General features: G+C 62.9%; 19 protein-coding genes, 1 rRNA gene, 1 other RNA gene and 1 pseudogene. 17 read left to right on the forward strand and 5 right to left on the reverse strand.

From position 1 onward, the window contains the following. Window positions 1-58: 58 nt before the first annotated feature. The 4 genes from mnmG to HMPREF1022_RS14765 all read right to left on the reverse strand — a co-directional run bounded on the left by mnmG (window position 59) and on the right by HMPREF1022_RS14765 (window position 5,843). Window positions 59-2,005, reverse strand: coding sequence for a tRNA uridine-5-carboxymethylaminomethyl(34) synthesis enzyme MnmG (gene mnmG, locus HMPREF1022_RS14750; RefSeq protein ID WP_442852269.1), 1,947 nt, complete (start codon window positions 2,003-2,005; stop codon window positions 59-61). Beyond that, window positions 1,992-3,236, reverse strand: coding sequence for a M20 family metallo-hydrolase (locus HMPREF1022_RS14755; RefSeq protein WP_009303767.1), 1,245 nt, complete (start codon window positions 3,234-3,236; stop codon window positions 1,992-1,994). The genes mnmG and HMPREF1022_RS14755 overlap by 14 nt, the downstream gene beginning before the upstream one ends. A 498-nt stretch (window positions 3,237-3,734) precedes the next feature. Continuing rightward, a complete protein-coding gene (locus HMPREF1022_RS14760; protein ID WP_008685503.1) occupies window positions 3,735-3,998 on the reverse strand; it encodes a PxxKW family cysteine-rich protein in 264 nt (87 codons plus the stop codon). A 519-nt stretch (window positions 3,999-4,517) separates the two neighbouring features. Then, window positions 4,518-5,843 carry an amidohydrolase family protein gene (locus tag HMPREF1022_RS14765; RefSeq protein WP_035062021.1) on the reverse strand — a complete coding sequence of 442 codons (1,326 nt, stop codon included), beginning with the start codon at window positions 5,841-5,843 and terminating at the stop codon, window positions 4,518-4,520. Window positions 5,844-5,944: 101 nt separating this feature from the next. Here HMPREF1022_RS14765 and HMPREF1022_RS14770 point away from each other — a divergent pair, with 101 nt between their 5' ends. From HMPREF1022_RS14770 to clpB, 7 genes are all read left to right on the forward strand, one after another. Continuing rightward, on the forward strand, window positions 5,945-6,733 hold the full coding sequence (locus tag HMPREF1022_RS14770) for an alpha/beta hydrolase (RefSeq protein ID WP_009303769.1): 789 nt from the start codon (window positions 5,945-5,947) through the stop codon (window positions 6,731-6,733). Between the two features lie 76 nt (window positions 6,734-6,809). Further along, window positions 6,810-7,166 carry a preprotein translocase subunit YajC gene (gene yajC / locus HMPREF1022_RS14775; RefSeq protein WP_009303771.1) on the forward strand — a complete coding sequence of 119 codons (357 nt, stop codon included), beginning with the start codon at window positions 6,810-6,812 and terminating at the stop codon, window positions 7,164-7,166. Window positions 7,167-7,350: 184 nt separating this feature from the next. After that, entirely contained in the window at window positions 7,351-8,931 is a 1,581-nt protein-coding gene (secD, locus tag HMPREF1022_RS14780; RefSeq protein WP_008685514.1) for a protein translocase subunit SecD, read from the forward strand. Between the two features lie 101 nt (window positions 8,932-9,032). Next, window positions 9,033-10,133 (forward strand): protein translocase subunit SecF, encoded by a 1,101-nt coding sequence (gene secF, locus HMPREF1022_RS14785; protein WP_008685515.1) that lies wholly within the window; start codon window positions 9,033-9,035, stop codon window positions 10,131-10,133. A gap of 419 nt (window positions 10,134-10,552) precedes the next feature. Continuing rightward, window positions 10,553-11,491, forward strand: a complete 939-nt coding sequence (locus HMPREF1022_RS14790) for a DnaJ C-terminal domain-containing protein (protein ID WP_008685516.1) — start codon at window positions 10,553-10,555, stop codon at window positions 11,489-11,491. Window positions 11,492-11,508: 17 nt separating this feature from the next. Then, a complete protein-coding gene (locus tag HMPREF1022_RS14795; RefSeq protein WP_008685517.1) occupies window positions 11,509-11,823 on the forward strand; it encodes a chaperone modulator CbpM in 315 nt (104 codons plus the stop codon). A 152-nt stretch (window positions 11,824-11,975) separates the two neighbouring features. Continuing rightward, complete coding sequence (gene clpB / locus HMPREF1022_RS14800) at window positions 11,976-14,579, forward strand: ATP-dependent chaperone ClpB (RefSeq protein ID WP_009303775.1); 2,604 nt, start codon at window positions 11,976-11,978, stop codon at window positions 14,577-14,579. 123 nt (window positions 14,580-14,702) lie between these two features. On the opposite strand, the gene HMPREF1022_RS14805 is transcribed toward clpB, so the two are convergent. Further along, complete coding sequence (locus HMPREF1022_RS14805) at window positions 14,703-17,564, reverse strand: response regulator (protein WP_009303777.1); 2,862 nt, start codon at window positions 17,562-17,564, stop codon at window positions 14,703-14,705. Window positions 17,565-18,402: 838 nt separating this feature from the next. On the opposite strand from HMPREF1022_RS14805, the pseudogene HMPREF1022_RS18985 reads away from it, so the two are divergent. The 10 genes and pseudogenes from HMPREF1022_RS18985 to HMPREF1022_RS14845 all read left to right on the forward strand — a co-directional run. Next, window positions 18,403-18,567, forward strand: a pseudogene (locus HMPREF1022_RS18985) (helix-turn-helix domain-containing protein); the annotation flags it as partial. 117 nt (window positions 18,568-18,684) lie between these two features. Further along, window positions 18,685-18,882, forward strand: coding sequence for a hypothetical protein (locus tag HMPREF1022_RS18990; RefSeq protein ID WP_232221622.1), 198 nt, complete (start codon window positions 18,685-18,687; stop codon window positions 18,880-18,882). Between the two features lie 234 nt (window positions 18,883-19,116). Continuing rightward, the gene (glmU, locus tag HMPREF1022_RS14820; protein WP_009303779.1) at window positions 19,117-20,469 is read left to right on the forward strand and encodes a bifunctional UDP-N-acetylglucosamine diphosphorylase/glucosamine-1-phosphate N-acetyltransferase GlmU; all 1,353 of its coding nucleotides are present in this window, start codon (window positions 19,117-19,119) and stop codon (window positions 20,467-20,469) included. Between the two features lie 308 nt (window positions 20,470-20,777). After that, on the forward strand, window positions 20,778-21,023 hold the full coding sequence (zapB, locus tag HMPREF1022_RS14825) for a cell division protein ZapB (protein WP_008685523.1): 246 nt from the start codon (window positions 20,778-20,780) through the stop codon (window positions 21,021-21,023). 6 nt (window positions 21,024-21,029) lie between these two features. Further along, complete coding sequence (gene zapA / locus HMPREF1022_RS14830) at window positions 21,030-21,302, forward strand: cell division protein ZapA (RefSeq protein WP_008685524.1); 273 nt, start codon at window positions 21,030-21,032, stop codon at window positions 21,300-21,302. 12 nt (window positions 21,303-21,314) lie between these two features. Continuing rightward, window positions 21,315-21,497: non-coding RNA, 6S RNA (ssrS, locus tag HMPREF1022_RS17705), on the forward strand. Window positions 21,498-21,703: 206 nt separating this feature from the next. After that, window positions 21,704-23,263 (forward strand): ribonuclease Y, encoded by a 1,560-nt coding sequence (rny, locus tag HMPREF1022_RS14835; RefSeq protein ID WP_008685525.1) that lies wholly within the window; start codon window positions 21,704-21,706, stop codon window positions 23,261-23,263. Between the two features lie 404 nt (window positions 23,264-23,667). After that, window positions 23,668-24,300: a TRIC cation channel family protein gene (locus HMPREF1022_RS14840; protein ID WP_009303780.1), complete on the forward strand. Its 633-nt coding sequence runs from the start codon at window positions 23,668-23,670 to the stop codon at window positions 24,298-24,300. Window positions 24,301-24,401: 101 nt separating this feature from the next. Then, entirely contained in the window at window positions 24,402-24,539 is a 138-nt protein-coding gene (locus tag HMPREF1022_RS18325; protein WP_156803007.1) for a hypothetical protein, read from the forward strand. Window positions 24,540-24,655: 116 nt separating this feature from the next. Continuing rightward, window positions 24,656-24,819 (forward strand): 16S ribosomal RNA (locus HMPREF1022_RS14845); the annotation flags it as partial.

The raw sequence follows: 24,819 nt of genomic DNA on the forward strand, positions 1-24,819 counted from the left end.
CCGGAATGGATTCCAGGAACACGTTGCGCGTGAGCCTGCGCTCGGCTCGCGGTCGGAATTACGAAAAAACGTCGCCTCTGCGCTCTTGCCGTCGGACAGGACGCAAGAGACCCAGCTTGTGCAGGTGTATTTCCAGGCAGGCCACCGCCGCCGGGGTCACCCCGGAAATACGGCCCGCCTGCCCCAGGTTCAAGGGGCGCACGCGGCTGAGTTTTTCTTCCACTTCACGGGACAGTCCGGCCACTCTGGCATAATCCAAATCCGAGGGCAAGGCCGTGGCCTCCAATCGGGCAGTACGCGCGATCAGCGCGCGCTGGCGTTCCAGGTATCCGGCGTATTTGATGTCCGTCTGCACGCCGCCGTATACGGTCCGCCCGCAGCGTTCCAGCTCGGCGGCCAGCTCCGCGCCCAGCCCGGCCAGCGGGCCCGGAGACGCCGCAAGCACGGCTGCCAGCCGCTCCAGGTCCATGTCCGGGCGGCGCAGCACGTCTTCCAGGCTGCGGCCCGGCGGCAGGGCGGCGTCGTTGTTCTCATCCTGCTTATCGGCGGGAATACGCATATTCTCAAGGTGTTTTTTGAGCCGCTCCGCATTTTCCCTTTTTTCACAGAAGGCGCGCCAATGGGCGTCGCCTACCAAACCCAGGTCGCGCCCCAGCGGGGTCAGGCGGGCGTCGGCGTTGTCCTCGCGCAGCAGCAGGCGGTGCTCGGCGCGGGAAGTGAACATGCGGTAGGGCTCCTGGGTGCCCAGAGTTACCAGATCGTCCACCAGCACGGCCATGTAGGCCGCGTCCCGGCCCGGCGCGAAGGGCGGCAGTTCCTTTTCGGCGCGGGCGATGTTCAGGGCGGCCCAGAGGCCCTGGGCCGCGGCTTCCTCATAACCGGAGGTGCCGTTGATCTGCCCGGCCAGCCAGAGCCCCGGCACGTTTTTGCTTTCCAGCGTGGGGCGCAACTGCACGGGGTTCACGTAATCGTATTCGATGGCGTAGCCCGGCCGGACCATGACCGCGCCCTCCAGGCCGGGGATGCTGCGCAGCATGGCCATCTGCACGTCCAGGGGCAGGCTGGTGGAAATGCCGTTGGCATAGACCTCCGCGCTGTCCAGGCCCTCGGGCTCCAGAAAAATCTGATGCCGCTCCCGCTGGGGAAAGCGGGCCACCTTGTCCTCAATGGAGGGGCAGTAACGCGCGCCTACGCCCTGGATCACGCCGGTGAACAGAGGCGAGCGGTCGAAGCCGCCGCGGATGATTTCGTGGGTGCGGCCGCTGGTCCAGGTGATATGGCAGGAAACCTGGGGCAAGACCGGGCCGGGGCCGTGAAAACTGAATGCCGGAGGCGGCGTGTCGCCGCGCTGTTCCTCCAGGCGGGAAAAGTCGATGGAAGAGCGCAAAAGTCGCGGGGTGGTGCCGGTTTTCAGGCGGCCCAGTTCCAGGCCCAAAGCGCGCAGGCTGTCGGAAAGGCCCAGGGCCGGGGCGTCGCCCAGGCGGCCGCCCGGCAGGTTGGTCAGGCCGATGTGGATGCATCCGTCCAGAAATGTGCCGGTGGTCAGCAGCACGTGCCGGGCCGTGAATTCCAGGCCTTGAGCCGTGCGCACGCCCGTGACGCGGCCCGCGTCCGTGACGACGTCCGTGACCGTGTCCTGCCAGAGGCGCAGGCCGGGCGTGGCGTAGAGTGTTTTTTTCAGGACGCGCTGATAGGCGTCGCGGTCCATTTGGGCGCGCGTGGCGCGCACGGCCGGGCCCTTGCTCATGTTCAGGGTGCGGAACTGGATGCCCGCCGCGTCGGCCCAGAGGCCCATCATGCCGCCCAAGGCGTCGATTTCGCGCACCATATGGCCCTTGGCCAGGCCGCCGATGGCCGGATTGCAGGAAAGATAGCCCAGGCGGTCCAGATTGCCGCTGATCAGCAACACGCTGAAACCCAGCCGGGCCAGGGCCACGGCGGCTTCGGAACCGGCGTGGCCGCCGCCGGCGATGATGCAGTCAAAGCCGGCGTCAGGCATGGGCATCCCGCTGCATGAGAATATGGGCGAATACCTGGGCGTCCTTGCAGGCCGCGCTGACGGAGGCGCGCTCGTCCGGCTGGTGGCAGGTGTTCTGGATGCAGGCCCAGACGGCGGCGGGCAGGCCCTTGCGGCGCAGCAGCGCGGCCACAGTGGCCCCGCCGATGCCCACGGGCCGGGGCTGGACGCCGTAAACCCGTTCCACGGCCTGTTCCAGGGCCAGGACCACCGGACTGTCCGCCGGAGCGGCCGAGGCTGCCTGGGCGTGCTCCACATCCACGCTGATCTCCACCCCGTACCGTTGGGCCACACGGGCCGCGATTTCGCGCGCCTTGGCCAGCACGGCTTCCTGGGAAACCTCGGGCAAAAGGCGACAATCCACGTAAAAGACGTCGCTGCCGGGCAGGATGTTCACGCTGGGCACGTTGGCGTCGTGCTTACTGGGCACAAAGGTCGAGCGGGACGGCTTGAACAGCGGATCTTCCTGGGGGAATGTCTCGTACAGGCCCTGATGACAGGCCAGAACCATGTCCGCCCCGGCCAGAAAGGCGTTGCGGCCTTTGTGCGGGGTGGAGGCGTGGCACTGCGCGCCGGTGGTCCGCACCTTGAGCCAGAGCTGACTTTTTTCCGCCACTTCAATGAGATCGCCGCGCGGCGACCCCGCGTCGGGCACGATATAGAGATCGTCGGGCCGGAACAGTTCCGGGGCCTGCTCCAGCACGTGGGCCAGACCGTAATCGCTGCCGGACTCCTCGTCGGCCATGAAGACCAAACCCAGGCCCAGGGCGGGCGTCAGGTTCTGCCGCCGCAACTCTTCGGCCAGCAGCAGCATGCTGACAATGGCCTGCTGATTGTCCTCCACGCCGCGCCCGTAGAGCCAGTCGCCTTCGCGCCGGACCTGCCAGGGGTCGGAGGCCCAGGCGGCGGAATCGCCCGGCGGCACTACATCGGTATGGCCGAAAAGCCAGAGCGTGCGGCTTGTCGTGCCGGACAGGCGGGCTATCAGATTGGGGCGCAGGCCGTCCGGCACGCGATTGTCCGGCGCGTCCATTCGGCGCAGATCGCGCACGCCGCAGGCCGTAAGCCAGTCCGTGATCCGGCGCACCTTGTCCAGCTCGCCCCGGCCGCCGTTGTCCGGCCCCAAAGCCTTGCAGGCCGTGAGCGCGCTCTGCAGCTCCACAACGCGCTCGCCCCGTTCCGCCAGACCGGCCAGCAGTCTGTCCAGATTTTGATTCATCTCTGTTTCCGCCCTAGAACAGATTACCTTTGAAATGCTTTGCGTTTCAAAGGGGGCATTCCGGAAAAACGCGGTTATCTCTGCTGTCGATCCCCGTATGACTCCCTTGTCGCCAACGGGGACAGCCTTTCGGGCTGCCTTCGGTCGCTTTTCCGGAATCCACGCCGCGTTGCTCTCGATGCCTGTACGCTCTTTGGGCTACAGGCACGGCTCTACGGGCCGCCCTACGGGCCGCCCGTCGGGTCGGTCTTCGCGGCGCGCCTTACCGTGTTCGGCGTTAGAGCATTTCAACGTTGAAATGCTCTAACTTGAAAACCAGAAAAGAGGCCGCTTGCGCAGCCTCTCCAAAAAATTTCAGCCCGACAGGGCGATATTTGAGATTTTTTTGTCGCTGGCAAGGAAACCGAACTTTGTCCGACAGGAGTGTACTCTTTCGGTACAGGACTGGAGGACAAAGCGAAGGTTGAGCCGCCAGCGGCAAAAAAAGCCAAATATCGCCTAGCGGCCCTTGGCGGCGCGCTTCGACGCCTTCAACGGGTTCACCTTCGCCGCCGCGGCCGTCTGGGCCTTGACGTGGGTGGCGAAATTACAGCGACCGCCGACCCATTTGCTGGCCGGGTTGGGATAGCTGGAGCAGAACTGCTCGCCGTCGAATTCGCGCACGCGATCACAGCCGGAGCACTGCTCCACCACGGGGGAAAGAACAAAACCCTTGACCACCACGCCTTCAGCGGTCTTGGTGGCATTTTCCAGAGGACTCATAGCAAAACCTCCATGCGCCGGAGCGCCCCAAATTTCATAATATCCTACCGGCAGCATGCAAAGGGCTGCCGTCCGGGATGGAGAAGTATAGGCTAAAGCGGGCCGCTGTCAAGAGGAGAGGGGCGGCCTTACCAGGGCAGACGCATCTAATTCCAGGTTTTGCAGGCCTTTTATTTGCCGTGATGATCCGTCAAAACCAGCCTTTTGTGTGCCGGCTGCGTCATCTGGCGCTTTTTGCCGCTCATGTACTTGAGTACAGCTCTGCTCTCGATGCCCGTAAGGCTCGCCCGGCTCGCCCAACGGGCACGGCCCTTTGGGCCGCCTTCCGGTCGGTTTCCGCGCAAAAAGCGCCGTTTTCCTTGCCGGCACGCAACAATCCTATTTTTTAGGATTCTCCCGGCACCAGCCATCCGCCTGCGCTTCGCTCCGGCGGAGCAAAGGTGGCTTCGCCTCTTTTTTGTTCGTTCCCCAATCTATCGGGGAATAAAGGCTTTTTAGATGCGTCTGCCCTGGGCGGCCTTATCCCCCAAGCCCGGCGGCGCGCAGCACAAAGCCGCGCAGGTCGCGCATTTCCCGGCAAAGGGCGTCATAGTCGAAACGGCTGAAGCGCCCGTCCTGATAAAGAATCTCGCCCCCCACCATGGTCAGGCGGGTTTCCAGGCCCGTGGCCGCGTAGACTGTCTGCGAGACCACATTGTACAGGGGCTGGAGATTGGGCGAGGCCAGATCCAGAGCCACGCAGTCCGCGGCCTTGCCCGGCGCGAGCGAGCCCAGGCGGGCGTCGTGCAGGGCCGCGGCCCCGCCCAGAGTGGCCATGTCCAGCACCCGCGTCGCGGGCAGCAGGGTGGGATCATGCCCGGCCAGCTTATGGAGCAGGGCGGCCCGTCCCATTTCCGTAAACATGTTCAGCTGATTGTTGCTGGCCGGGCCGTCGGTGCCCAGGCCCACAGCCAGGCCCCGTTCGAGCATGGCCGGTACCGGGGCCACGCCCGAGGCCAGCTTCATGTTGGAGGATGGATTGTGCGCCACCACGGCCTTGTACTCGGCCAGGACGTCCAGTTCTTCTTCTGTCGCATCCACCACATGGGCCAGGGTGCAGGGCAAATCCAGCAGGCCCATGTCGCGGCAGAGGGCCACGGGCCGTTTGCCGTGGTTCTTGAGGCAGAATTCCGTTTCCTCGCGGGTTTCGGAGAGATGGATGTGCAGGGGCAGGCTCAGCTCGGCGGCCAGATCGCGGCAGGCCGTAAGGATGTCGGGTGTGGTCGTGTAGACGCTGTGCGGATTGACGGCCACGCTCAGCCGCGCGTCGCCCGCGCAGCATTGGGCCAGGGCGCGGGTGGCCTCCAGGGCGGCTTCCGGACCGGGGCAGGCCGCCGAGGGAAAAGCGAAAACCGCCTCGCCGCCCACGCAACGCAGGCCGGCCGTGCGCGCGGCCTCGAACACGGCTTCCTCAAAGAGATACATGTCCATGCAGGCCGTGGTGCCGGTACGCAGCATTTCCGCGTAGCCCAGCAGGCTGCCCAGGCGCACGATTTCCGGGGTGAGCTTGGCCTCCACCGGAAAGATGCGCTGTTGCAGCCAGTCCATGAGCGGCATGTCGTCGGCCAGGCCGCGCAGAAAGGTCATGGCCGCGTGGGTGTGGGCATTGACGAGGCCGGGCAGAACGAGCATCCTGCCCAGATCAAGCTCGCGTTCGGCCTGCCAGGCGGCGCTCAGCGTGTCGCGCGGCCCCACGGCGGCCACCAGCCCGTCGGCGATGGCCAGGGAAGCGTTTTCAAGGATGCGGCGTTGCGGGTCCTGGGTGACGATGATTCCGGCGTGGAGGAGCGTGTGGCAGTGCTGCATGAGAAGTCCCGAGTCTGAGGTCGTCGTGGCCATGGCCATGTTTAAACTCCCTAGGTAACGCCTGCTGGCCGGGGAGGCAAGCCCCTGAAAAAGGAGAGGCCGTGCGTTGTCTGTTGCTGCACGGAATCGGCGGCAGCCCATTTGAAACTGCGCCCCTGGCCGAGGCCTTGGCGGCAGCGGGCTTTGAGGCCCATGCCCCGGCCCTGCCGGGCCACGGCGGTACGGAGGAGGCATATCTCGCCTCTTCCTTTGCCCTGTGGCGCGACTTTGCCCATACGGAGTACGGCCGCCTGAGCGAGAGCGGGCCCGTGCTGCTGGCGGGATATTCCTTGGGCGGCATTCTGGCTCTGGATGTGGCCCAGGCGGCGGCGCGCGGCAAGCTGCCGCCCCCGGCGGGCCTTCTGGCGCTGGCCACGCCGCTGTTTTTCCATAAATATTTTCCTTTTTTCGCTGTGGACTGGCGCTTTTTCGCGTTGCCCCTCTGGGCCCGGTTGCAACCCGTGCTGCGCGTCCCGGAACGCGACCCGGCCTCCCGCGCCGTGGCCCCCTGGCAGGGGCACGAGCAAATCTGCTGCCTGCGCCATTTCGCCGAGGTGGAGCGGGCCCTGCCCGCCATCCGGCGCGGACTGCCCCTGATCCGCGCGCCGCTTTGCATTGTGCAGCTGCGCAACGATACGAGTTGCCGCCCATACAATGCTTTTTATCTGGCGCGGCATTGTGGCTCACTGAGCACGCATCTGCACCTTCTGCGCGTGCGCGGCCCGCACGGCGGGCATTTGCCCATGACCCATCGGGAAAGCCGTCAGCGGGTAGCCGAGCTGGCCGTGGCCTTCGCCCGGGAAGTCGCCGGGGCCACAAAGGCTTGCACATTCGCGCCGCAGAGGCTATAACGATGCGCTGTTATTTCGCCAACCCGGCCCCGGCGTCCGCGCGGGGGCCTCATCCACACCTTAATGGAGGTGCGCTTTGTTTGAATCCGTAGCTTTTGCCATGGGCACGCCCCAGGCCGGAGGAGCCCCGGCCAGCGGCACGGACATGCTGATGCAGTTCCTGCCGCTGATCCTGATGTTCGTCATTTTCTGGTTCCTGCTGATCCGTCCCCAGCAGAAGCGGGCCAAGGCCCACAAGCTGATGTTGTCCGAACTGAAGCGCGGCGACCACGTGCTGACCTCCAGCGGGCTCATCGGCCGCATCCTTGAGATCGACGACGAGCAGGTGCTGCTGGAATCCGGGGATGCCAAGCTGCGCATTTCCCGCGCGGCCATCGGCGGCCTGCTGCCCGCCAGGGGCGGCAAGGAAGCCAAGCCTGAAGAAAAGAAATAAGTCAGCGCCGGGCGTTGTTACGCTCCGTGCGAGTCACTGTTCCGTTGGCCGCGCAAGCCGTATTCTGTGGCGGCGCGGCCTCTTTGTCCGTCCGGCGGGAGAATGCGCCCGCCGCGCGGGTTGACGGGGCAGGTGTTCCGTCCGCGCCGCGCGCGGGCAAGTCCTCTGTTGTGGAAGGTGTACGATGGGTCTGCGCTGGCGCTTGTCCATTGCGATAGTGGTGTTTCTGGCATGCCTTGTTTACGCGCTGCCGAGCCTGCCCGGCATCGGGACGGCGTTGGAGCGTTTTTTGCCGTCCAGCAAGATCAATCTCGGTCTTGACCTGAAGGGCGGCATCCATCTGACGCTGGGCGTCGATGTGGCCAAGGCCGTAAGCAATTCCCTGGCCCTGGCAGGGCAGGACCTGCGCCGTCTGGCCCAGGATGAAAAGGTTGTGGTGCTGCGGCCCCGCGTGGTGGGCGGCACGGCTCTGGAATTTGTGCTGCCGCGCGCCGAGAATGAGGACAAGCTGAAGGAAATCCTCAGCCGCCACTTCCCCCAGCTGGATGTGGGCACGCCGCACAAGGGCGAATCCGGGCAGTTGCGCTATGTGGCCCATTTCACGGCGGCGGAAGTGACGCGCCTGGAAAACATGGCCCTGGACCAGGCCCTGCGCACCATCCGCAACCGTATTGACCAGTTCGGCGTGGCCGAGCCGGACATCCGCAAGCAGGCCGGGAACCGCATTCAGGTGCAGTTGCCCGGCATTTCCGACCCGCGCCGCGCCGTGCAGATCATCGGCCAGACGGCCCATCTGGAATTTCACCTGGTGCGCGACGACGTGGACCCCGGCAAGGCCGTGCTGCCCACGGGCGTGGTTTCCCTGCCCCTGCTGGAAAACACGCCGGGCGGTCAGAAGAAGGAAAGCCAGATCGCCGTGGAAAAGGACGCCATGCTCACCGGCGAGGATGTGGCCGACGCCCGGCCCGCCTTTGACCAGATGAACAAGGCCTATGTGACGCTGAATTTCAATGCGCGCGGCGCGCGCATCTTCGAGCGGGCCACCACTGAAAACGTGGGCCGCCGCATGGCCATCGTGCTGGACGGCAAGGTCTATTCCGCGCCGGTCATCCGCGAGCGCATCGGCGGCGGCCGGGCCAGCATTTCCGGCAACTTCACCACCGCCGAGGCCCAGGACCTGGCCATTGTGCTGCGCGCCGGTTCCCTGCCCGCGCCGGTCTCCGTGCTGGAAGAACGCAGTGTGGGCCCCTCCCTGGGGCAGGAATCCATCGACAGCGGCGTGCGCGCGGCCCTGGTGGGCGCGGCCGCCGTAGTGCTGTTCATGGCTGTCTATTACGGCCTCAGCGGGCTCATTGCCGACGGCATGCTCTGTTTCACCATGCTGATGGTCATGGCGGGCATGGCCGCCTTCGGGGCCACCCTGACCCTGCCGGGCATCGCGGGCATTGTGCTGACCATCGGCATGGCCGTGGACGCCAACGTGCTGATTTACGAACGAATACGCGAGGAGCTGCGCCTGGGGCTGTCGCCGCTGGCGGCGGTCAAGGCCGGTTTTGACCGCGCCGCCATTTCCATCACGGACTCCAACCTGACCACCATCATCGCCACGGTGATTCTGTATCAGTTCGGCACCGGCCCCATCCGGGGTTTCGCGGTGACGCTTTCCCTGGGCATCATCGCCTCCATGTTCACGGCCATCTTTGTGTCGCGGGCCATTTTCGAGGAATGGGCGCGTCACTGCGGGCCCAAGGGCATCAGCATCTAGAGCGGATTACCTTTGAAACTCTGCACGTTTCAAAGGGGCATTCCGGCAAAAACGCGGTTTTTACTGTCGCCTGAAGCGGCACGAGCGTTGGAGAGACCATCATGGGCTTTGCATTCATCAAGCATGACACACAGATAGATTTCATCGGCTGGCGGCATTGGGCCTACGGCATCTCCATCGTGCTGCTGCTGGCCGGTCTGGCTTCGGCGCTCTGGGGCAACGGGCTCAAGATGGGCATCGACTTCGCGGGCGGCGTCATCGTCCAGGTGCAGTTCGACAAGCCCGTCAACGACGAGGCCCTCAAAAAGAGCCTGGACATTCCCGCTCTGCCGGGCATCACCACCCAGCGCTTCGGCGAGGGCGGGCGGGACTATCTGCTGCGCTTTTCCAGCGCGGAAAACGCCGACGCCTCGGCTTTGCGCACCAATGTGGTCAATGCTCTGGCTTCGGCCTTTCCGGACAACGCGGCCCAGATCCTGCGCCTGGAAGTGGTGGGCCCCAAGGTGGGCGACGACCTGACCAACAAGGCCCTGAGCGCCCTGTACTACGCCGTGCTGCTCATCGCCGTGTATATCTCGGGCCGTTTCGAGCAGCGCTGGATGGCCGGCGCCATCATGGCCGCGGCTCTCTGGGGCGGCATGTACGTGCTGAGTTTCACCGGTCTGGGCATGGGCTGGCTGGTGCTGTTCGCCCTGGCCATCACCATGGTGGTCTGCTTCTTCCTCAAGCTCAACTTCGCCCTGGGCGCGGTGGTGGGCCTGCTGCACGACGTCTTTATCACGGCGGGCCTGCTCTCCATTATGGACGTGGAGATCGACCTCAACGTCATGGCGGCCCTGCTGACCCTGGTGGGCTACTCGCTCAACGACACCATCATCGTCTACGACCGTCTGCGTGAAAATCTGCGCGCCGCGCCCAAGGTGGATCTGGCCTCGCTGATTAACAGGAGCATCAACCAGACTCTTTCGCGCACCATTCTGACCAGCGGCACCACCTTTGTGGCGACCTTGTCCCTCTTCCTGCTGGGCGGCGGCGTGATCCACGACTTCGCGCTGACCATGCTGATCGGCGTGTTTATCGGCACGGCCTCGTCCATTTATGTGTCCTCGGCCATTCTGCTGGGTCTGGGCGATACGGATTTTTACGTCCGGGCCCAGGAAAAGGAAAAGTACGAGCGGCCCGGGGAGCACGGCGTGGTGTAGCCACAGCCTCCAAGCCCTGTTATGTCTTGTCGGCAGCCCGCCGCGCCCGGAGTCAGGTCCGGACGCGGCGGGCTGCCCCGGTTTCAGAGCAAAGTTGGCGTTGCCTAGAGGGTGTCGTCATGAGTGTCTTTTCGTGTTATATCAAGGAGAACGAGCCTTTTATGCAGGGAGTGTACTCTTATGGTACTCGACCGAAATAAAAGGCGATGTTCGACGCGGAGATAACACGAAAAGACACTCATGACGACACCCTCTAGGATCCGGACGTTTTCTTGGACTGAGAGCATTGACGACGGCGCAGGCGGTCTTATGTCTTTCTATTGGAGTGGGACGCGCGGGAGCGCGCAACGTCCCGCCGGTGCGGCACAGTCGTCGCCGGCACGGCTCCAGAGCCAGACCCGTACGGGGGAGAGCAAAATATGGCAGTATCCTATAAAGATTATTATAAACTTCTGGGTGTGGAACGCGAGGCCAAGGCCGAGGAAATTTCCAAGGCCTACAAAAAGCTGGCCCGCAAATACCATCCGGATCTCAATCCGGGCGATAAACAGGCTGAGGAAAAGTTCAAGGAAATCAACGAAGCCTATGAAGTCCTCAAGGATCCGGAAAAGCGCAAACTATATGACCAGCTCGGGCCCAACTGGCAGCACGGCCAGCAGTTCCAAGGCGAACCGGGCTATGAAAACGTGCATTTCACGTTCAACGGCAAGAGTTTTGACGGTTCCGGATTTTCGGACTTTTTTGAAACCCTGTTCGGCGGCGCGGCCGCGGGCGGCGGGCGCGGGGCGAATTTCGGCCCCGATCCCTTCGGCGGTTTTTCTTCCCGGCCCCGGCGCGGCCGCGACGTGGAGGCCGAACTGCCCCTGAGCCTGGAAGAAGCCTCGAGCGGCGGCCGCCGCACCGTGACCCTGCAAATGCCGCAGGGGCCCAAGACCCTGGAGGTCAACGTGCCCGCCGGCATCCGTGAAGGGGCCAAGCTGCGTTTGGCCGGCCAGGGCGACCCCGCGCCGGGCGGCACGCCGGGCGACTTGTTCCTGCGGGTGCGCTATCTGCCGCATCCCCAGTTCAAGGTGGAAGGCGAAAACCTGCATTGCGACGTGGCCCTGGCCCCGTGGGAAGCCGTACTGGGCGCCAAGGTGGCTGTGCCCACCCTGGAAGGCCAGGTGGAGCTGAACATCCCGGCCGGTTCCAGTTCGGGCCGCAAGTTCCGTTTGCGCGGCAAAGGCCTGGGCAGCGGCGTCAATCGCGGCGATCTGCTGGCCCGCGTGATGATCAAGGTGCCCGCCCAATTGAGCGCGGAAGAGCGCGAACTCTGGCAGAAGCTGGCGGACGTGTCGTCTTTCAAGGCCCGCGCCTGATCCGGTGGAGGTGAATTATGAGTATGACCAAAAAATCGCCCTCCCTGCCCGCGCCGTCCACGGTCATGGCCTGGGAGGAATTTGTGGAAATCACCGGCGTCGCGCCGGATCGTCTTCAGGAGCTGCTTGCGCTGGGCTGGATCGAAACCCGGACCAGCGCGACCCGGATCCGGATGTTCCGGGATGCCGACATTTATCGGGTCCGCAAGCTGGAGCGCATCTGCTGCGATTTTGAGCTGCCCGTGGTGGGCGGCACCATTATCGTGGACCTGCTGGAGCGCATCGACGTCCTGGAACGGACGGTGCGCGGTTTGCGAGGTTTTGAAGATTAACGCCTTTGTATTTTTGTTGCGACGGCGGCCTGCGGCCGCGTCGCGCAATATCTATTGAGATTTGTCCGGCCGAGGGTCGGCTATGCAACCGGCCCGGCCGGATGGAAATATACGCCGAGGGCGCGACAGCCCCGGCACTGTGTGGAGGAATTATGGATATTAACAAGTTTACGGAAAAAGCCCGGGAGGCCATCGGCGAGGCACAGACCATCGCGGCGGGCATGGGCCATCAGGAGACGGACGCCGAACATCTGGCGCTGGCCCTGGTGCAGCAGGAAAAGGGCATTGTCCCCCGTATTCTGGAACATATGGGCATCCAGCCCAAGGCTCTGGCCGTGGCCCTGGAAACCTCGCTGCGCAAGCGGCCCTCGGTTTCCGGCGGCGGCATGGACCCCACCAAGATCATGATCACCCCGCGTCTGGCCAAGATTCTGGGCGAAGCCCAGAACGAGGCCCGGCGGATGAAGGACGAATACGTCAGCGTGGACCATCTTTTTGCCGCGCTGACCGAAGTGGAGCCTTCCTCGCCCCTGGGCCAGGTGTTCAAGGAATACAATATCACCCGCGCGGGCTTCGTCAAGGCCATGGAAGAGCTGCGCGGCGGCGCGCGCGTGACCAGCGCCAACCCTGAGGACACCTTCGAGGCCCTGAGCAAATATGCGCGCGACCTGGTGGACGCGGCGCGCCAGGGCAAGATGGACCCGGTCATCGGCCGCGACGCGGAAATCCGCCGGGTGATCCGCATTCTTTCACGGCGCACCAAGAACAATCCTGTGCTCATCGGCGAAGCGGGCGTGGGCAAAACAGCCATCGTGGAGGGCCTGGCCTTCCGCATCGTCAAGGGCGACGTGCCCGAGGGCCTCAAGGGCCGCAAGCTCTTCGCCCTGGACATGGGCGCGCTTATCGCCGGGGCCAAATACCGGGGCGAGTTCGAGGAACGGCTCAAGGCCGTGCTCAATGAAGTGGAGAAAAGCGAAGGCCGGATCATCCTCTTCATCGATGAACTGCACACCATTGTGGGCGCGGGCAAGACCGAGGGCTCCATGGACGCGGGCAACCTGCTCAAGCCCATGCTGGCTCGCGGCGAACTGCACTGCATCGGCGCCACCACGGTGGACGAGTACCGCAAGTATATTGAGAAGGACCCCGCCCTGGAGCGGCGCTTCCAGCCCGTGCTGGTGGAAGAACCCACGGTGGAGGACGCCATCTCCATTCTGCGCGGCCTGAAGGAACGCTTTGAGGTGCATCACGGCGTGCGCATCAGCGACTCGGCCATTGTGGAGGCGGTGGTGCTGTCGCACCGCTACATCACGGACCGCCAGCTGCCGGACAAGGCCATTGATCTCATCGACGAGGCGGCGGCCATGATCCGCACGGAAATCGACTCCCTGCCCGCCGACCTGGACGAGGTCAACCGCAAGGTCATGCAGTTGGAAATCGAGCGCGAAGCCCTGCGCCGCGAGACGGACGAGGCCTCGCGCGAACGCCTGGAGCGCCTGGAAAACGAATTGTCCGAGCTGCGCAACCAGCAGGCCGCCATGCGCAAACAGTGGGAGAGCGAGAAGGGCTCCATCGACAACGTGCGCGAGATCAAGGAGCAGATCGAACAGACCAAGCTGGCTATTGAACAGGCCGAGCGGGCCTATGATCTGAACCGGGCCGCGGAACTCAAGTATTCCAAGCTGCTGGAGCTGGAGAAAAAATTGGCCGACGCTTCGGGCGACACTCAGGAAGGCGACGCCCCGCGCCTGCTGCGCGAGGAAGTGCGCCCCGACGACGTGGCCGAAATCGTGGCCAAGTGGACCGGCATTCCGGTAACCCGGCTGCTGGAATCCGAACGCGAAAAGCTGCTGCGCCTGTCCGAGCAACTGCACGAGCGGGTGGTGGGGCAGGATGAGGCGGTCAACGCCGTGTCCGACGCCGTGCTGCGCGCCCGCGCCGGTCTGTCCGACCCCTCGCGTCCCACGGGTTCCTTCATCTTCCTGGGCCCCACGGGCGTGGGCAAGACCGAGCTTTCCAAGGCCCTGGCCGAAGCGCTCTTTGACACGGAAGACAACATGGTCCGCCTGGACATGAGCGAGTACATGGAAAAGCATTCGGTGTCGCGGCTCATCGGCGCGCCTCCGGGATACGTGGGCTATGACGAGGGCGGCCAGCTTACCGAGGCCGTGCGCCGCAAGCCCTATTCCGTGATTCTTTTCGACGAGATCGAAAAAGCCCACCCGGACGTCTTCAACACCCTGCTGCAACTGCTGGACGACGGGCGGCTCACGGACAGCCAGGGCCGCACCGTGGACTTCCGCAACTGCATCGTGATCATGACCTCCAACATCGGCTCCATGCATCTGCTGGACGGCATCGCGCCGGACGGCACCCTCAAGGAAGGAGCGCGGGAGCAGGTCATGGAGGAATTGCGCGGCCACTTCCGGCCGGAATTCCTCAACCGCGTGGACGAAACCGTGGTCTTCCTGCCGCTCAGGCGGGATCAGATCGGCCGCATTGTGGAACTCCAGCTCAAGCGCCTGCGCGAGCGGCTTGAGGAACGCAAGATCAAGCTGAGCATGAGTGAAGAAGCCCGCGACTTTGTGGCCGAAGCGGCCTACGATCCGGTCTACGGCGCGCGTCCGCTCAAGCGCTATCTGCAGCAGGCCGTGGAAACGCCGTTGGCTCGCGAACTGGTCAGCGGCAAGATCCGCGACGGCCAGCATGTGCATGTGGAAGTGAAAGACGGCAAGCTGGCCTTCAAAACGGAATAGAGCAGTTCACGCACGAAATGCGAGTGGGTCTGCTTTCCCCATGAGCACCGCATGATAAAAAGCGGCTTTTCCCCGGAGATCCATCCGGGGAAAAGCCGCTTTTGCGTGCGGGGCGCGCCGGGTTCAGGCCTCGAAGTCCTTTTCTTCCAGATTTTGTTTGATTTCCGCGCGGGCGTGCTGCAGCAGCCCCCGCAGTTTTTCCAGGCTTTGTCCGTCCGCCGTGTTGGCGGCATACGATTGTTCAAGCGCAGCGGCGTGCGCCGAGAGGGCGTCCATGCCCAGTGTGGCCGCGACGCCTTTCAGGCTGTGGGCCGCCAGGGCGGCTTCCGGCCATTGCCCGGCGGCGCTCAAATCCGCCAGAGTTTGCGGCAGGTGGGCATACTGCCGGGCAAAGTTTTTCAGCTGTTTTACCAGCAGTTGTTCGTTGCCGCCCACATAAAAGAGTCCTTTCTCCCAGTCAAAAATCCTCCCGGCATCGGCATTCGCCGGGGCCGAACAGGCCGGGGCGTGGTCCGCCGCGTGCGCCGCCTGCTCATACGGTTTTACCCATTTGATCAGGATCCGGGCCAGCATATCGGGATCTATGGGCTTGGTGATATGATCGTCCATGCCCGCGTTCCGGCTTTTTTCCCTGTCTTCTCGCATGGCATGGGCCGTCATGGCGATGATCGGCGTTGGTTCCGCGCCGTCGTCGGCTTCCTGCGCGCGCAGACGGCGCGCCGCCTCAAGGCCGTCCATGACCGGCATCTGGATGTCCATGAAAATGATGTCGAATGTTTTCGCCTTGCAGGCATTGACGGCATTGAGCCCGTTCTCGGCCAGGGTCACGCTCATGCCCATGCGTTCCATCAGGCTGCTTGCCACTTCCTGGTTGATTTCATTGTCCTCCACCAGGAGAACACGGGTGCCGCGCCGCTGGGAGAGTGCGCCGTCCTCGGTCCCGTCCATATCCGCAAGGCGCGGCGAGGCGGGATTTTTCCCCAGAGCTTTCAGGATGGTGTTCCAGAGCGTCACGGGATTCACGGGCTTGACCAGAAAGCCCGCGAAATGCAGATTTTCGCCCTTTTCCCGGTAAGCCTCCAGTCCGTGCGCGGAAATCATCAGCAGCTGCGGGATGCTCTCCAGCGGCAGTTTATGGATATTGTCGGCGACTTCCATGCCGTTCATGCCCGGCATCTTCCAATCCAGCAAAACCAGGGAATACGGCGTATCTGTTCGGGCCGCCCGCACAAGGCGATCCAGGGCCTCCTGCCCGGAGGCGACCGCATCCACACGGAATCCGAAGTGGATCAGGACCTCCTGAAGGATGGTCCGCGCCGCCTCGCAGTCATCCACCACCAGCAGGCGTTCCGCGCCCGCCGGATCCGGCGGATCCGGATTGTCCCATGCGTGCCGGACCGGCCGATAAGGAAGCGTCAGACTGAAAGAAAACGCGCTGCCTTTGCCGGGTTCACTGCGCACTTCAAGCTCGCCGCCCATCATCCGCACAAAGCGCTGGCAGATGACCAGGCCGAGCCCTGTTCCCCCGTATCTACGGGTGATGGAGCCGTCGGCCTGTTCAAAGGGCTTGAACAGGCGCGCCAGCTCTTCCTCCGTCAGGCCGATGCCCGTATCGCTCACGGATATGCCCAGGGTGATCGTGTCCGCGCCCCGGCCCAGTTCTTCGATGCGCAGCACCACCCGCCCTTTTTCCGTGAACTTGACGGCATTGCCCAGAAGGTTGGTGAGCACCTGCGTCAGCCGCAAAAGGTCGCCTTCCACAGTGACAAAGACATTGGGGTCCACGTGAAAAAGCACTTCGATATTTTTGCCGCCCACCAGGGCTCCGCACAGATCACTGAGATTTTCCACCAATTCCTGTAAGGCGAAGGCTTCGTTTTGGAGCGTCATTTTCCCGGCTTCGATCTTGGAGACATCCAGGATGTCGTTGATGATGCCCAGAAGCCCGCGCCCGGCTGAAAGGATTTTGCGCAGATAATACAGCTGCTTGTTTTCGTGCGTGGTTTGCAGACAGAGATAGGTTATGCCCAGAATGGCGTTCATGGGCGTGCGGATTTCATGACTCATGCGCGCCAGAAAGTCGCTCTTGGCTCTGGAGGCTTCCTCGGCCTGTTCTTTGGCCGCCAGGGCGTTTTTTTCCGCCTCGCGCAGGTCCGAGGTGCGTTGTTCGACCTTGCTCTCCAAGGTGGCGGCAAAAGCGCGGAGTTCCTTTTCGGCGCTGTCGCGCCGGGCGATATTTTGGAGAAGCGCATGGCCCCCCCAGAGAAAAAGCAACAGCACGACCACGCCCGCCGTGGAAAAACCCGCCAACAGCGTTCGTTTGACGGCCGCGTCGCCGGTTGCCATACGGCTGGTGGCCACTTCCGAGCTGATGCCCCCGATGATGTCGCCCACTTTGTAGCCCTGCGTCGTGTGGCAGGCCAGGCAGCTTTGCTCCACCCTGAGCGCGGCCATATAGCGCAGCACCTGGCCTTTTTGGGGATCTCCGCTCAGGATAAAGTATTCCTTGCCGCCGCGCCGTTCAATGTCCTCAAGCGCGGCGGCCTCCCAGGGAATGGCCTGGTTGGCCGGGTTGACGGGCTTGGCGCTGACAAGCCTGCTGGGAATGTCGCTGTGTTCGCGCCAGAGTTCATGTACCAGGCGCGTCACATAGGCCGGATTCATCCTGGTGACCCGCATGCCGCCGGGCAGGGTGAAATCGCGCCCTGCTTCGGGCAGCCAGGGATTGGGCGGCGTTGCCGGGGTCACCGGCGCGTAGATGCCGCCCAGACCGGCGACCCATTTGCGCATGATGATGTCCTTGTCCGAAGCGGTCTGTGCCAGCAGATAGCTGCGCTGCTCGGCCTGCTCGCGCAGGATGTCGGATATTTCCAGGTAGACGAGACTGATGCCGATCAGGATGCCCAGGCCCAGCAGGCCGAAAGTCAGAAAGAAATTGCGCTGGTCCCGGGAAAGGCGCTTCAGCGTGTCGATGGAAATTGCCATGCGCTCTGCTCCTGGCACTGCCTGTGGAATGTGAGGCCGCTTTCGTGTCTCATTTCCAAGCGTTTTCATCTGAAATTATCAAAAAGGCAAGTGCCGCAGCGCATAATTTCCGTTGGGACCGGGTGCCCGGCTTGTGTGCGGCTCCGTCGGGCTCATCGTCTGGCGGCCTTTTGCCGTCGGAACGGAAGCCGTGCTCCATGAGCGCGCGGCTCAAGACCAAGCGTATGGCTTCCTCCTTGCGCGTGGTAAAAAAGCGGGAAGCGGCCGGATACATTGAGCAACGCGGACGGGCAAAGAACTGTCCGTCCGCTAGGTGCCTGTTGACACTATGCTTTTTTGCCCGCTCGCTACGTGCGGCAGCCGTTGTCCGAAGGACTTACGGATGGCGAAAGTAATTGCATGGAACAGTCTGTGCCGTTACGCATGCTGTCTTCATCCGTAGCTAGCGTTGCTGTTTTTATCCGTACGGCTCACAAGTTCGCCTACGGCTAAGGCTCCTGCGTCGCAACGGCTGAAGCCAGATTTCACCTGCTTTTTCGGTCGAGTACCAAAAGAGTACACTCCCTCAAAGCAGGCTTATCTTCCTTGCGAGCGAACAAAAATTCTATAGTGCCAACAGGCCCTAAAGGGAGGACACGATTGCTTTCCCCCGGCGGGGCGGGTAAAGTCGGTATATTGCAGTCCGAACCTTTAACCGCCCGTGAGACGACATTAACTTTTATAATAGCCATAGTCAATATAAAAATATCTATTCGGCTTTAATAAAGTTGGCATAGCCCATGATCCGTGCGCTGGACTGGGCCCTGCTTCGGTTCGCGGACGAAACTGCTGGAAGCCTATGACCATTGGTGAAAGGCTGAAGCTCGTCCGAGGTTCTGTTTCCCAGGACGAATTCAGCAAACGGCTCGGTGTGAGCAAAGCAGCGGTGGGCGCGTATGAGCGCAACGCTCAGATGCCGGGCTCGACTTTTATTATAGCCGTATGCGATCGTTATAATATTGAACCCCGCTGGCTGCTGACAGGCGTGGGACCCATGCGCTCAGGCGCGGAGGCTGCCCCTGGCGTTTCGGGCGCGTTGCCGTCTTCGGCAGCTCTTTCCGGAGCGGTGGAGGCAGGTTGCGTGCGCTGTCTGAAGTTGGAGGAAAAGCTGAACCGGACGGAACACCAGCGAGACGACGCGGTGGAACAGCTCCGCCGGACTTGGGATGAAAACCGCCAGCTCTGGCGGCAGAACGCGGACCTGCGTGAACGACTGGCCCGCCTGGAAGAGCGTTTTATCGGTAAAGGGCCTGTGGAACTTTCTGAACGAGCCGGTTGAAGCAGTCAGCCGGAAGGATCTGCTCTGCAGATCCTTGCCATGAAATACGGGTAGGCGGCTTTTGCTCGCCGTAAACGAGTATTTCAAGGTTACATGGTGTAAGGTTCGTCCGGATCAGGGATGGCGTTTCCCGGCTGTGCTTGCTGCGGCTTGCCGTTTAGCGCCGAAGACGCTATTGCTCTGCCTGCGCGATTCCGTTTCGCCGCTCGCGCGGCGGCGCAAGGAGATTTCTGTATGCCGAAAAACGCGGCTCTCATTCTGGCGGCGGGCAAGGGCACCCGCATGCACTCGGACCGGCCCAAGGTTTTGCAGACGATTCTGGGCGAGCCCATGCTGGCCTATGTGCGCGCGGCCCTGCGGCCGGTTTTTGCTGAAGATGTCTGGATGGTGGTGGGACACCGGGCCCAGATGGTGGAGGCGGCCTTTCCGGACGCCCGCCTGGTTTTCCAGACCGAACAGCTTGGCACGGGCCACGCTCTGATGCAGGCTCTGCCCGGGCTGGCCGAAGCGGGCTGCACCCATCTGCTGGTGGTCAACGGCGACGCGCCGCTGCTCTCCGAAGCTCTGGTGCGCGATTTCCTGGCCGAGGCCGGGGGCGCGGACCTGGCCTTTGCCACCATCCTGCCGGATAATCCCGGCGCGTACGGCCGGGTGGTGCGCAAGCAGGGCCGGGTGCTCGGCATCGTGGAGGCCAAGGATTACGATCCGGCCCGCCACGGCCCGGAAAGCGGCGAAGTCAACGCGGGCATGTACTGGCTCAGCCTGGCCGCCGTGGAGACGCTGCTGCCGCGCCTGAACAACGACAATAAGAGCGGCGAATATTACATCACGGACATCATTGGTCTGGCCGTGGCGGAAAATTACACGGTGCGCGGCGTGGAATGCGGCCGGGACGACAGCCTGCTGGGCGTCAACTCCCCGCTGGAGCTTTCCCGCATGGAAGAAATGCTGCGTGCACGCACGGCGGAACAGCTGCTGGCCTCGGGCGTGATTCTGCACGCGCCGGACCTGGTCCGGGTGAGTCCCCTGGCCCGGGTGGAGCCCGGCGCGGAACTGAGCGGCCCCTGTGAAATCTGCGGCAGGACCGAGATCCGGCGCGGCGCGTCCGTGGCCTCGCACTGCGTTGTGCGCGACTCTCTGATCCGCGAGGGCGCGGAAATCCGCGCTTTTTCGCACCTGGAGGATGCCCGTGTGGGCGAGGGCGCGCTGGTGGGGCCTTTCGCGCGGCTGCGCCCCGGCGCGGAACTGGAAGCCGACTCCCACGTGGGCAACTTCGTGGAGCTGAAAAAGACCCGCCTGGGCAAGGGGGCCAAGGCCAACCACCTCAGCTATCTGGGCGACGCCCGGGTCGGCGCGGGCGCGAATATCGGCGCGGGCACCATCACCTGCAATTACGACGGCAAGCACAAGTACCAGACCAACATCGGGGAAAAAGCCTTTATCGGCAGCAATACCGCCCTGGTGGCCCCGGTCAGCGTGGGCGACAACGCCTTGGTGGGCGCGGGTTCGGTCATCACCAAGGATGTGCCCGACGGCGAAATGGGCATAGCCCGTGGGCGGCAGAAGAATTTACCGCGCAGGGGATAGCGGGATGGCGCGGTGCTGTGGCGCAAGGGGCTGGCTGTCGCCATCCGTAACGCCCCTTGGGCGTAACGGCTGCCGCAGCCCGTGGGCGGCAGAAGAATTTACCGCGCAGGGGATAGAGCAAAGTAACTTTGAAAAGTTGATCTGCTCTATGAGGTGAGGACGCCATATCCCATATCGCCGCGTGACGCCATTCCGCAACCTTTCCCGCACATATCGCCGCTGCCCGCGAAGCCACGGGCGGCGGCTTTTTTTATCCGCCCGGGCCATCCTTTCTTGCCAAGGTCGGGGGGCGGTGCTATCTAAAAGTCATGGAACTTCTGGAGCAGCTTGAAGCGCAGGTTGCGGAGCTTTTGGCCCGCTTGGACCGCCTCAGGGCGGAGAATACGCGTCTTCATGCCGAAGCCTCCGCCATTGTGGCGGAAAAGGCCGTTCTGGAAGAGGAAAACCGCAAGCTGCATGACTCTCTGGCGCAGGAAGAAAATCTGCGCGTCGAAGCGCTCAAGCGCATTGACGCCCTGTTGCACAGGATTCAAGAGCATGACAGCGTTGAGTAGGTTTTTGTGAGTCAGGAAAACATCAACCTTACTGTTCTCGGGCTTGATATCGCATTCAAGCCGGGTGCCGACATGGAGCGGGTGCAACGTGCCGTGCGGTTGGTGGAAGAACGGTTTGCAGACCAGAAACTGAGGTCCCACGGAGGGCAAAGCAAGGATATTTTGCTGACCTTCCTGGCCCTTGGCCTGGCGGATGATCTGTTGCAGTCGAAGAAAAGGCTGGGTGATGTGCAGAATCGCATCAATTCCCTGCTTTCCAAAATAGAGGAGTCCGTGTAGACTCTTTTGACGATTTCCCTGGGGTGTGCGTGATTTATGCCTCGGTGCTAACCTGACAAGCATAAAAATGGGTGCCGTCTCTGCTTTTTGTGTGCATGCCCGCGTTACGCGGGAAGCCTGAGAAAAGCATACGGGTGCCCGACCTGGGAAACCAGGTTCTGCACCGCAGACATGACACGGCGCTCTGGGGATTACGCCAGTCTTTCCTACGGATTGTTCATAACGGGCGGATTTATTTCGGGCCGCTCTCTTCGCGCAACGCATCCTTCGTGCCGGTATTCTCCGGTAGCCAGCCACAGGGTCCAAGCTCTCCGGGCAATCCGCTGCGGCGGTCGCGGTTTTTCGCGGCTGCCGGTGTCTGCCGGGCGCCATGCCCGTATTCATAAAGAGAGGCTGGTTTCATGGATCTTTTGTTCATTTTCGCGCTTGCGGCGGCCGTCCTGGTGGGGGTGTCGGCCGGCGCGCTGGTTCACCGCCGGGTGACCACCAAGCGCATCGGCGACGCCGATGAGTTGGCCAAGCGCATTGTGGAAGAGGCCCGTAAGGAGGCCCAGGCCCAGAAAAAGGAGATTTTGCTCCAGGGCCAGGATGACTTGTTCAATCAGAAACGCGAGCTGGAAAACGAATTCAAGGAGCGGGAACGCGACGTCAAAATCCGGGAGCGCAAGCTGGACGAGCTGGGCGGCCGCCTTGAGGAAAAATTGGAAAAGGCCACCGAGAAGGAGCATGAGCTCCTGGGCACGGAAAAGGATCTGGCCCGCAAGGAACGCCAGTTGGCCGAATCCGAGGAATTTTTGCAGGCCCGCATTGAGGAGCAGGAGCAGAGGCTGGCCCAGATCGCGGGCTTCACCGCCGAGGAGGCCAAGACGCGCCTTTTCTCGGAAATTGAGGCGAAAACCCGCCACGAATCGGCACGGATGATCCGCCAGATCGAAATGGAAGCCCGCGAAACCGCCGACCGCAAGGCCAAGGAAATCCTCTGCAACGTCATCCAGCGGTATGCCGGCGACTATGTGAACGAGCAGACGGTCACCGCCGTGCCCCTGCCCAGCGAGGACATGAAGGGCCGGATCATCGGCCGCGAGGGCCGCAATATCCGTGCTCTGGAGGCCGCCACCGGCGTGGACCTGATCATTGACGACACGCCGGAGACCGTCATCCTTTCCGCCTATAGTCCCCTGCGCCGCCAGGTCGCCAAGATGGCTCTGGAGCGCCTGATCCAGGACGGCCGCATTCACCCGGCCCGCATTGAGGATATCGTCCAGAAGTGCGAGCAGGAGCTGGACACCCAAGTGCGCGAAGTGGGCGAGCAGGCCACTTTCGACGCCGGAGTGCACGGCATTCATCCTGAAATCGTGCGCCTGCTCGGGCAATTGCGTTACCGCACTTCCTTTACCCAGAACGTGCTCCAGCACTCGCTGGAAGTCTCCGCGCTCTGCGGCATGATGGCCGCAGAGCTGGGCATGGACGTCAAAAAAGCCAAGCGCGCCGGCCTGTTGCATGACATCGGCAAGGCCGTGGACCACGAGGTGGAGGGGCCGCACGCCCTGATCGGCGCGGATCTGGCCAAAAAGTATAACGAGAGCCAGGAAATCATCCACGCCATCGCCGCCCACCACGAGGATCAGCGACCCTCCACGGCCCTCGCCGTGCTGGTGCAGGCCGCGGACTCCATTTCCGGGGCGCGGCCCGGCGCACGCAAGGAATTGCTGGAGAATTACGTCAAACGCCTGGAAGATCTGGAAGGCATCGCCACCAGTTTCGACGGCGTGACCAAGGCGTACGCCATCCAGGCCGGGCGCGAAATCCGGGTCATGGTCAATTCCGAAAACGTGGACGACGACACCACCTACATTCTCTGCAAGGATATTGCGGAAAAGATCGAAAAGAATCTGACCTATCCCGGCCAGATCCGCGTCACGGTCATCCGCGAGCGGCGGGCGGTGGGCTTCGCCAAATAGGATAAGTGTCTCTTTGTATTCGTCCGTAATCGCCCGCCGGTGCGGCATATGCGCAGTCGCTTGCGCGTATGCCGTACCGGCGGCCTTTTTAGGGAAGCACTGAGTAATGGTCTTTTTGCCCTCCGCCCGCGTCAGGCTCACTCCGTGCGAAGGCCGGGTTTGAATATACTCCCTCCGCCCGCAGTTCGCCTTGCTTTAGCCGCTGCGGCGCAGGAGCTTAATCCGTAACACGGCTTCGCCGTGAACGGCTCAAGCAAGCCGCTGTCGCGGCAACGGCTTGCGCCCTTGGCAGAGAAGAAAAATCTTCATTACTTAGTGCTTCCGTTAGACTAATTTCACTTTTTGAAAATGTGTAAATGCTCTGGACGCAGCGGCGCGTAACATGAACGGTGAAGTGCGTTGAGATGAGCGGATTTTTCTTCTGGTTCGGTTCTTTTGATCTGGCGGCCTCTTTCCTGCTGGCTGCCGCCGCTTCCTGCCGCGGCCGCCTTTTCGGCGGTCACGTAAGTGGAGCGGCGGTGCTTGGCTGCTTGTGCGGCCTGGCCGGTCCCCTGTTGCGGGAGTGCCTGGGCGGCGGCTCCGGTGCGGAATTGCTCGCCTCGGGCGCTTTCGTGGGCGCGGTGGTGGCGGGTGCCCTGGCCGGGGCCGTGCTGGCCGGGTTGCGGCGTCAGGGAGCGGGCCTGTTTTTCTGGCTGGACAGCCTGGGCCTGGCGCTTGCCGCTTGCCTGGGGGCCATGCGCGGCCTGACGCTGGGACTGGGCGCGGCCGGCGCGCTGGTGCTGGGGCTGCTGGCCGGTCTGGCTCCCGGCCTGCTGCGCGATATGGCCTTGGGCGACACCGCCCGCGCCGTGGAAGAGTCCTGGTACGCCACGGCCGCCGCTCTGGGGGGCATGCTGACCATCGGCCTTGCGCGGTTGCCTTGGCGGCCCGCGGGCTGGGCGCTGTCCGGCGCGCAATGGGAATATGCCTGCATTGCGTGCGGCGTTCTGCTGGCGACGGCCTTACGCTTCTGGCGCGGGCGGCGTAATCCGGACTAAGTATAGTTTTCCGCAAGTCGTTGCCGTGCGGGGCTTTGCGGTGATATTCCGGGCAGCCTGGCAACTTTTTTTACAAAAAAGCGTTGACAGATGAGGGGCGGATGGATATCTTCCACTTCCCGCGACTGAACAACACGTTTTTGGGCCTTTCGAGGCACGGCGAAAAAAACTTTGCCGGAACGAAAAAAGTTGTTGACACAGCCAAGGGGATGGTGCATAAATCTGCACCGCGCCGCTGAGAAGAGCGGCAGGGGGCGGAGGCCCTCGGGTGGTTCATTGACAAGTGAATAGCGAGTGGGAAGAAAGAGTCTTTGAGATTCTGATTTCTGCCAAGCAGGAATCTTGATACAGATTTGAACTGGAGAGTTTGATTCTGGCTCAGATTGAACGCTGGCGGCGTGCTTAACACATGCAAGTCGAACGCGAAAGAGGCTTCGGTCTCGAGTAGAGTGGCGCACGGGTGAGTAACGCGTGGATAATCTGCCCTCATAATCGGGATAACAGTTGGAAACGGCTGCT

Origin of the sequence: Desulfovibrio sp. 6_1_46AFAA (assembly GCF_000224635.1) — a bacterium.
Classification (GTDB): Bacteria; Desulfobacterota; Desulfovibrionia; order Desulfovibrionales; family Desulfovibrionaceae; genus Desulfovibrio; species Desulfovibrio fairfieldensis.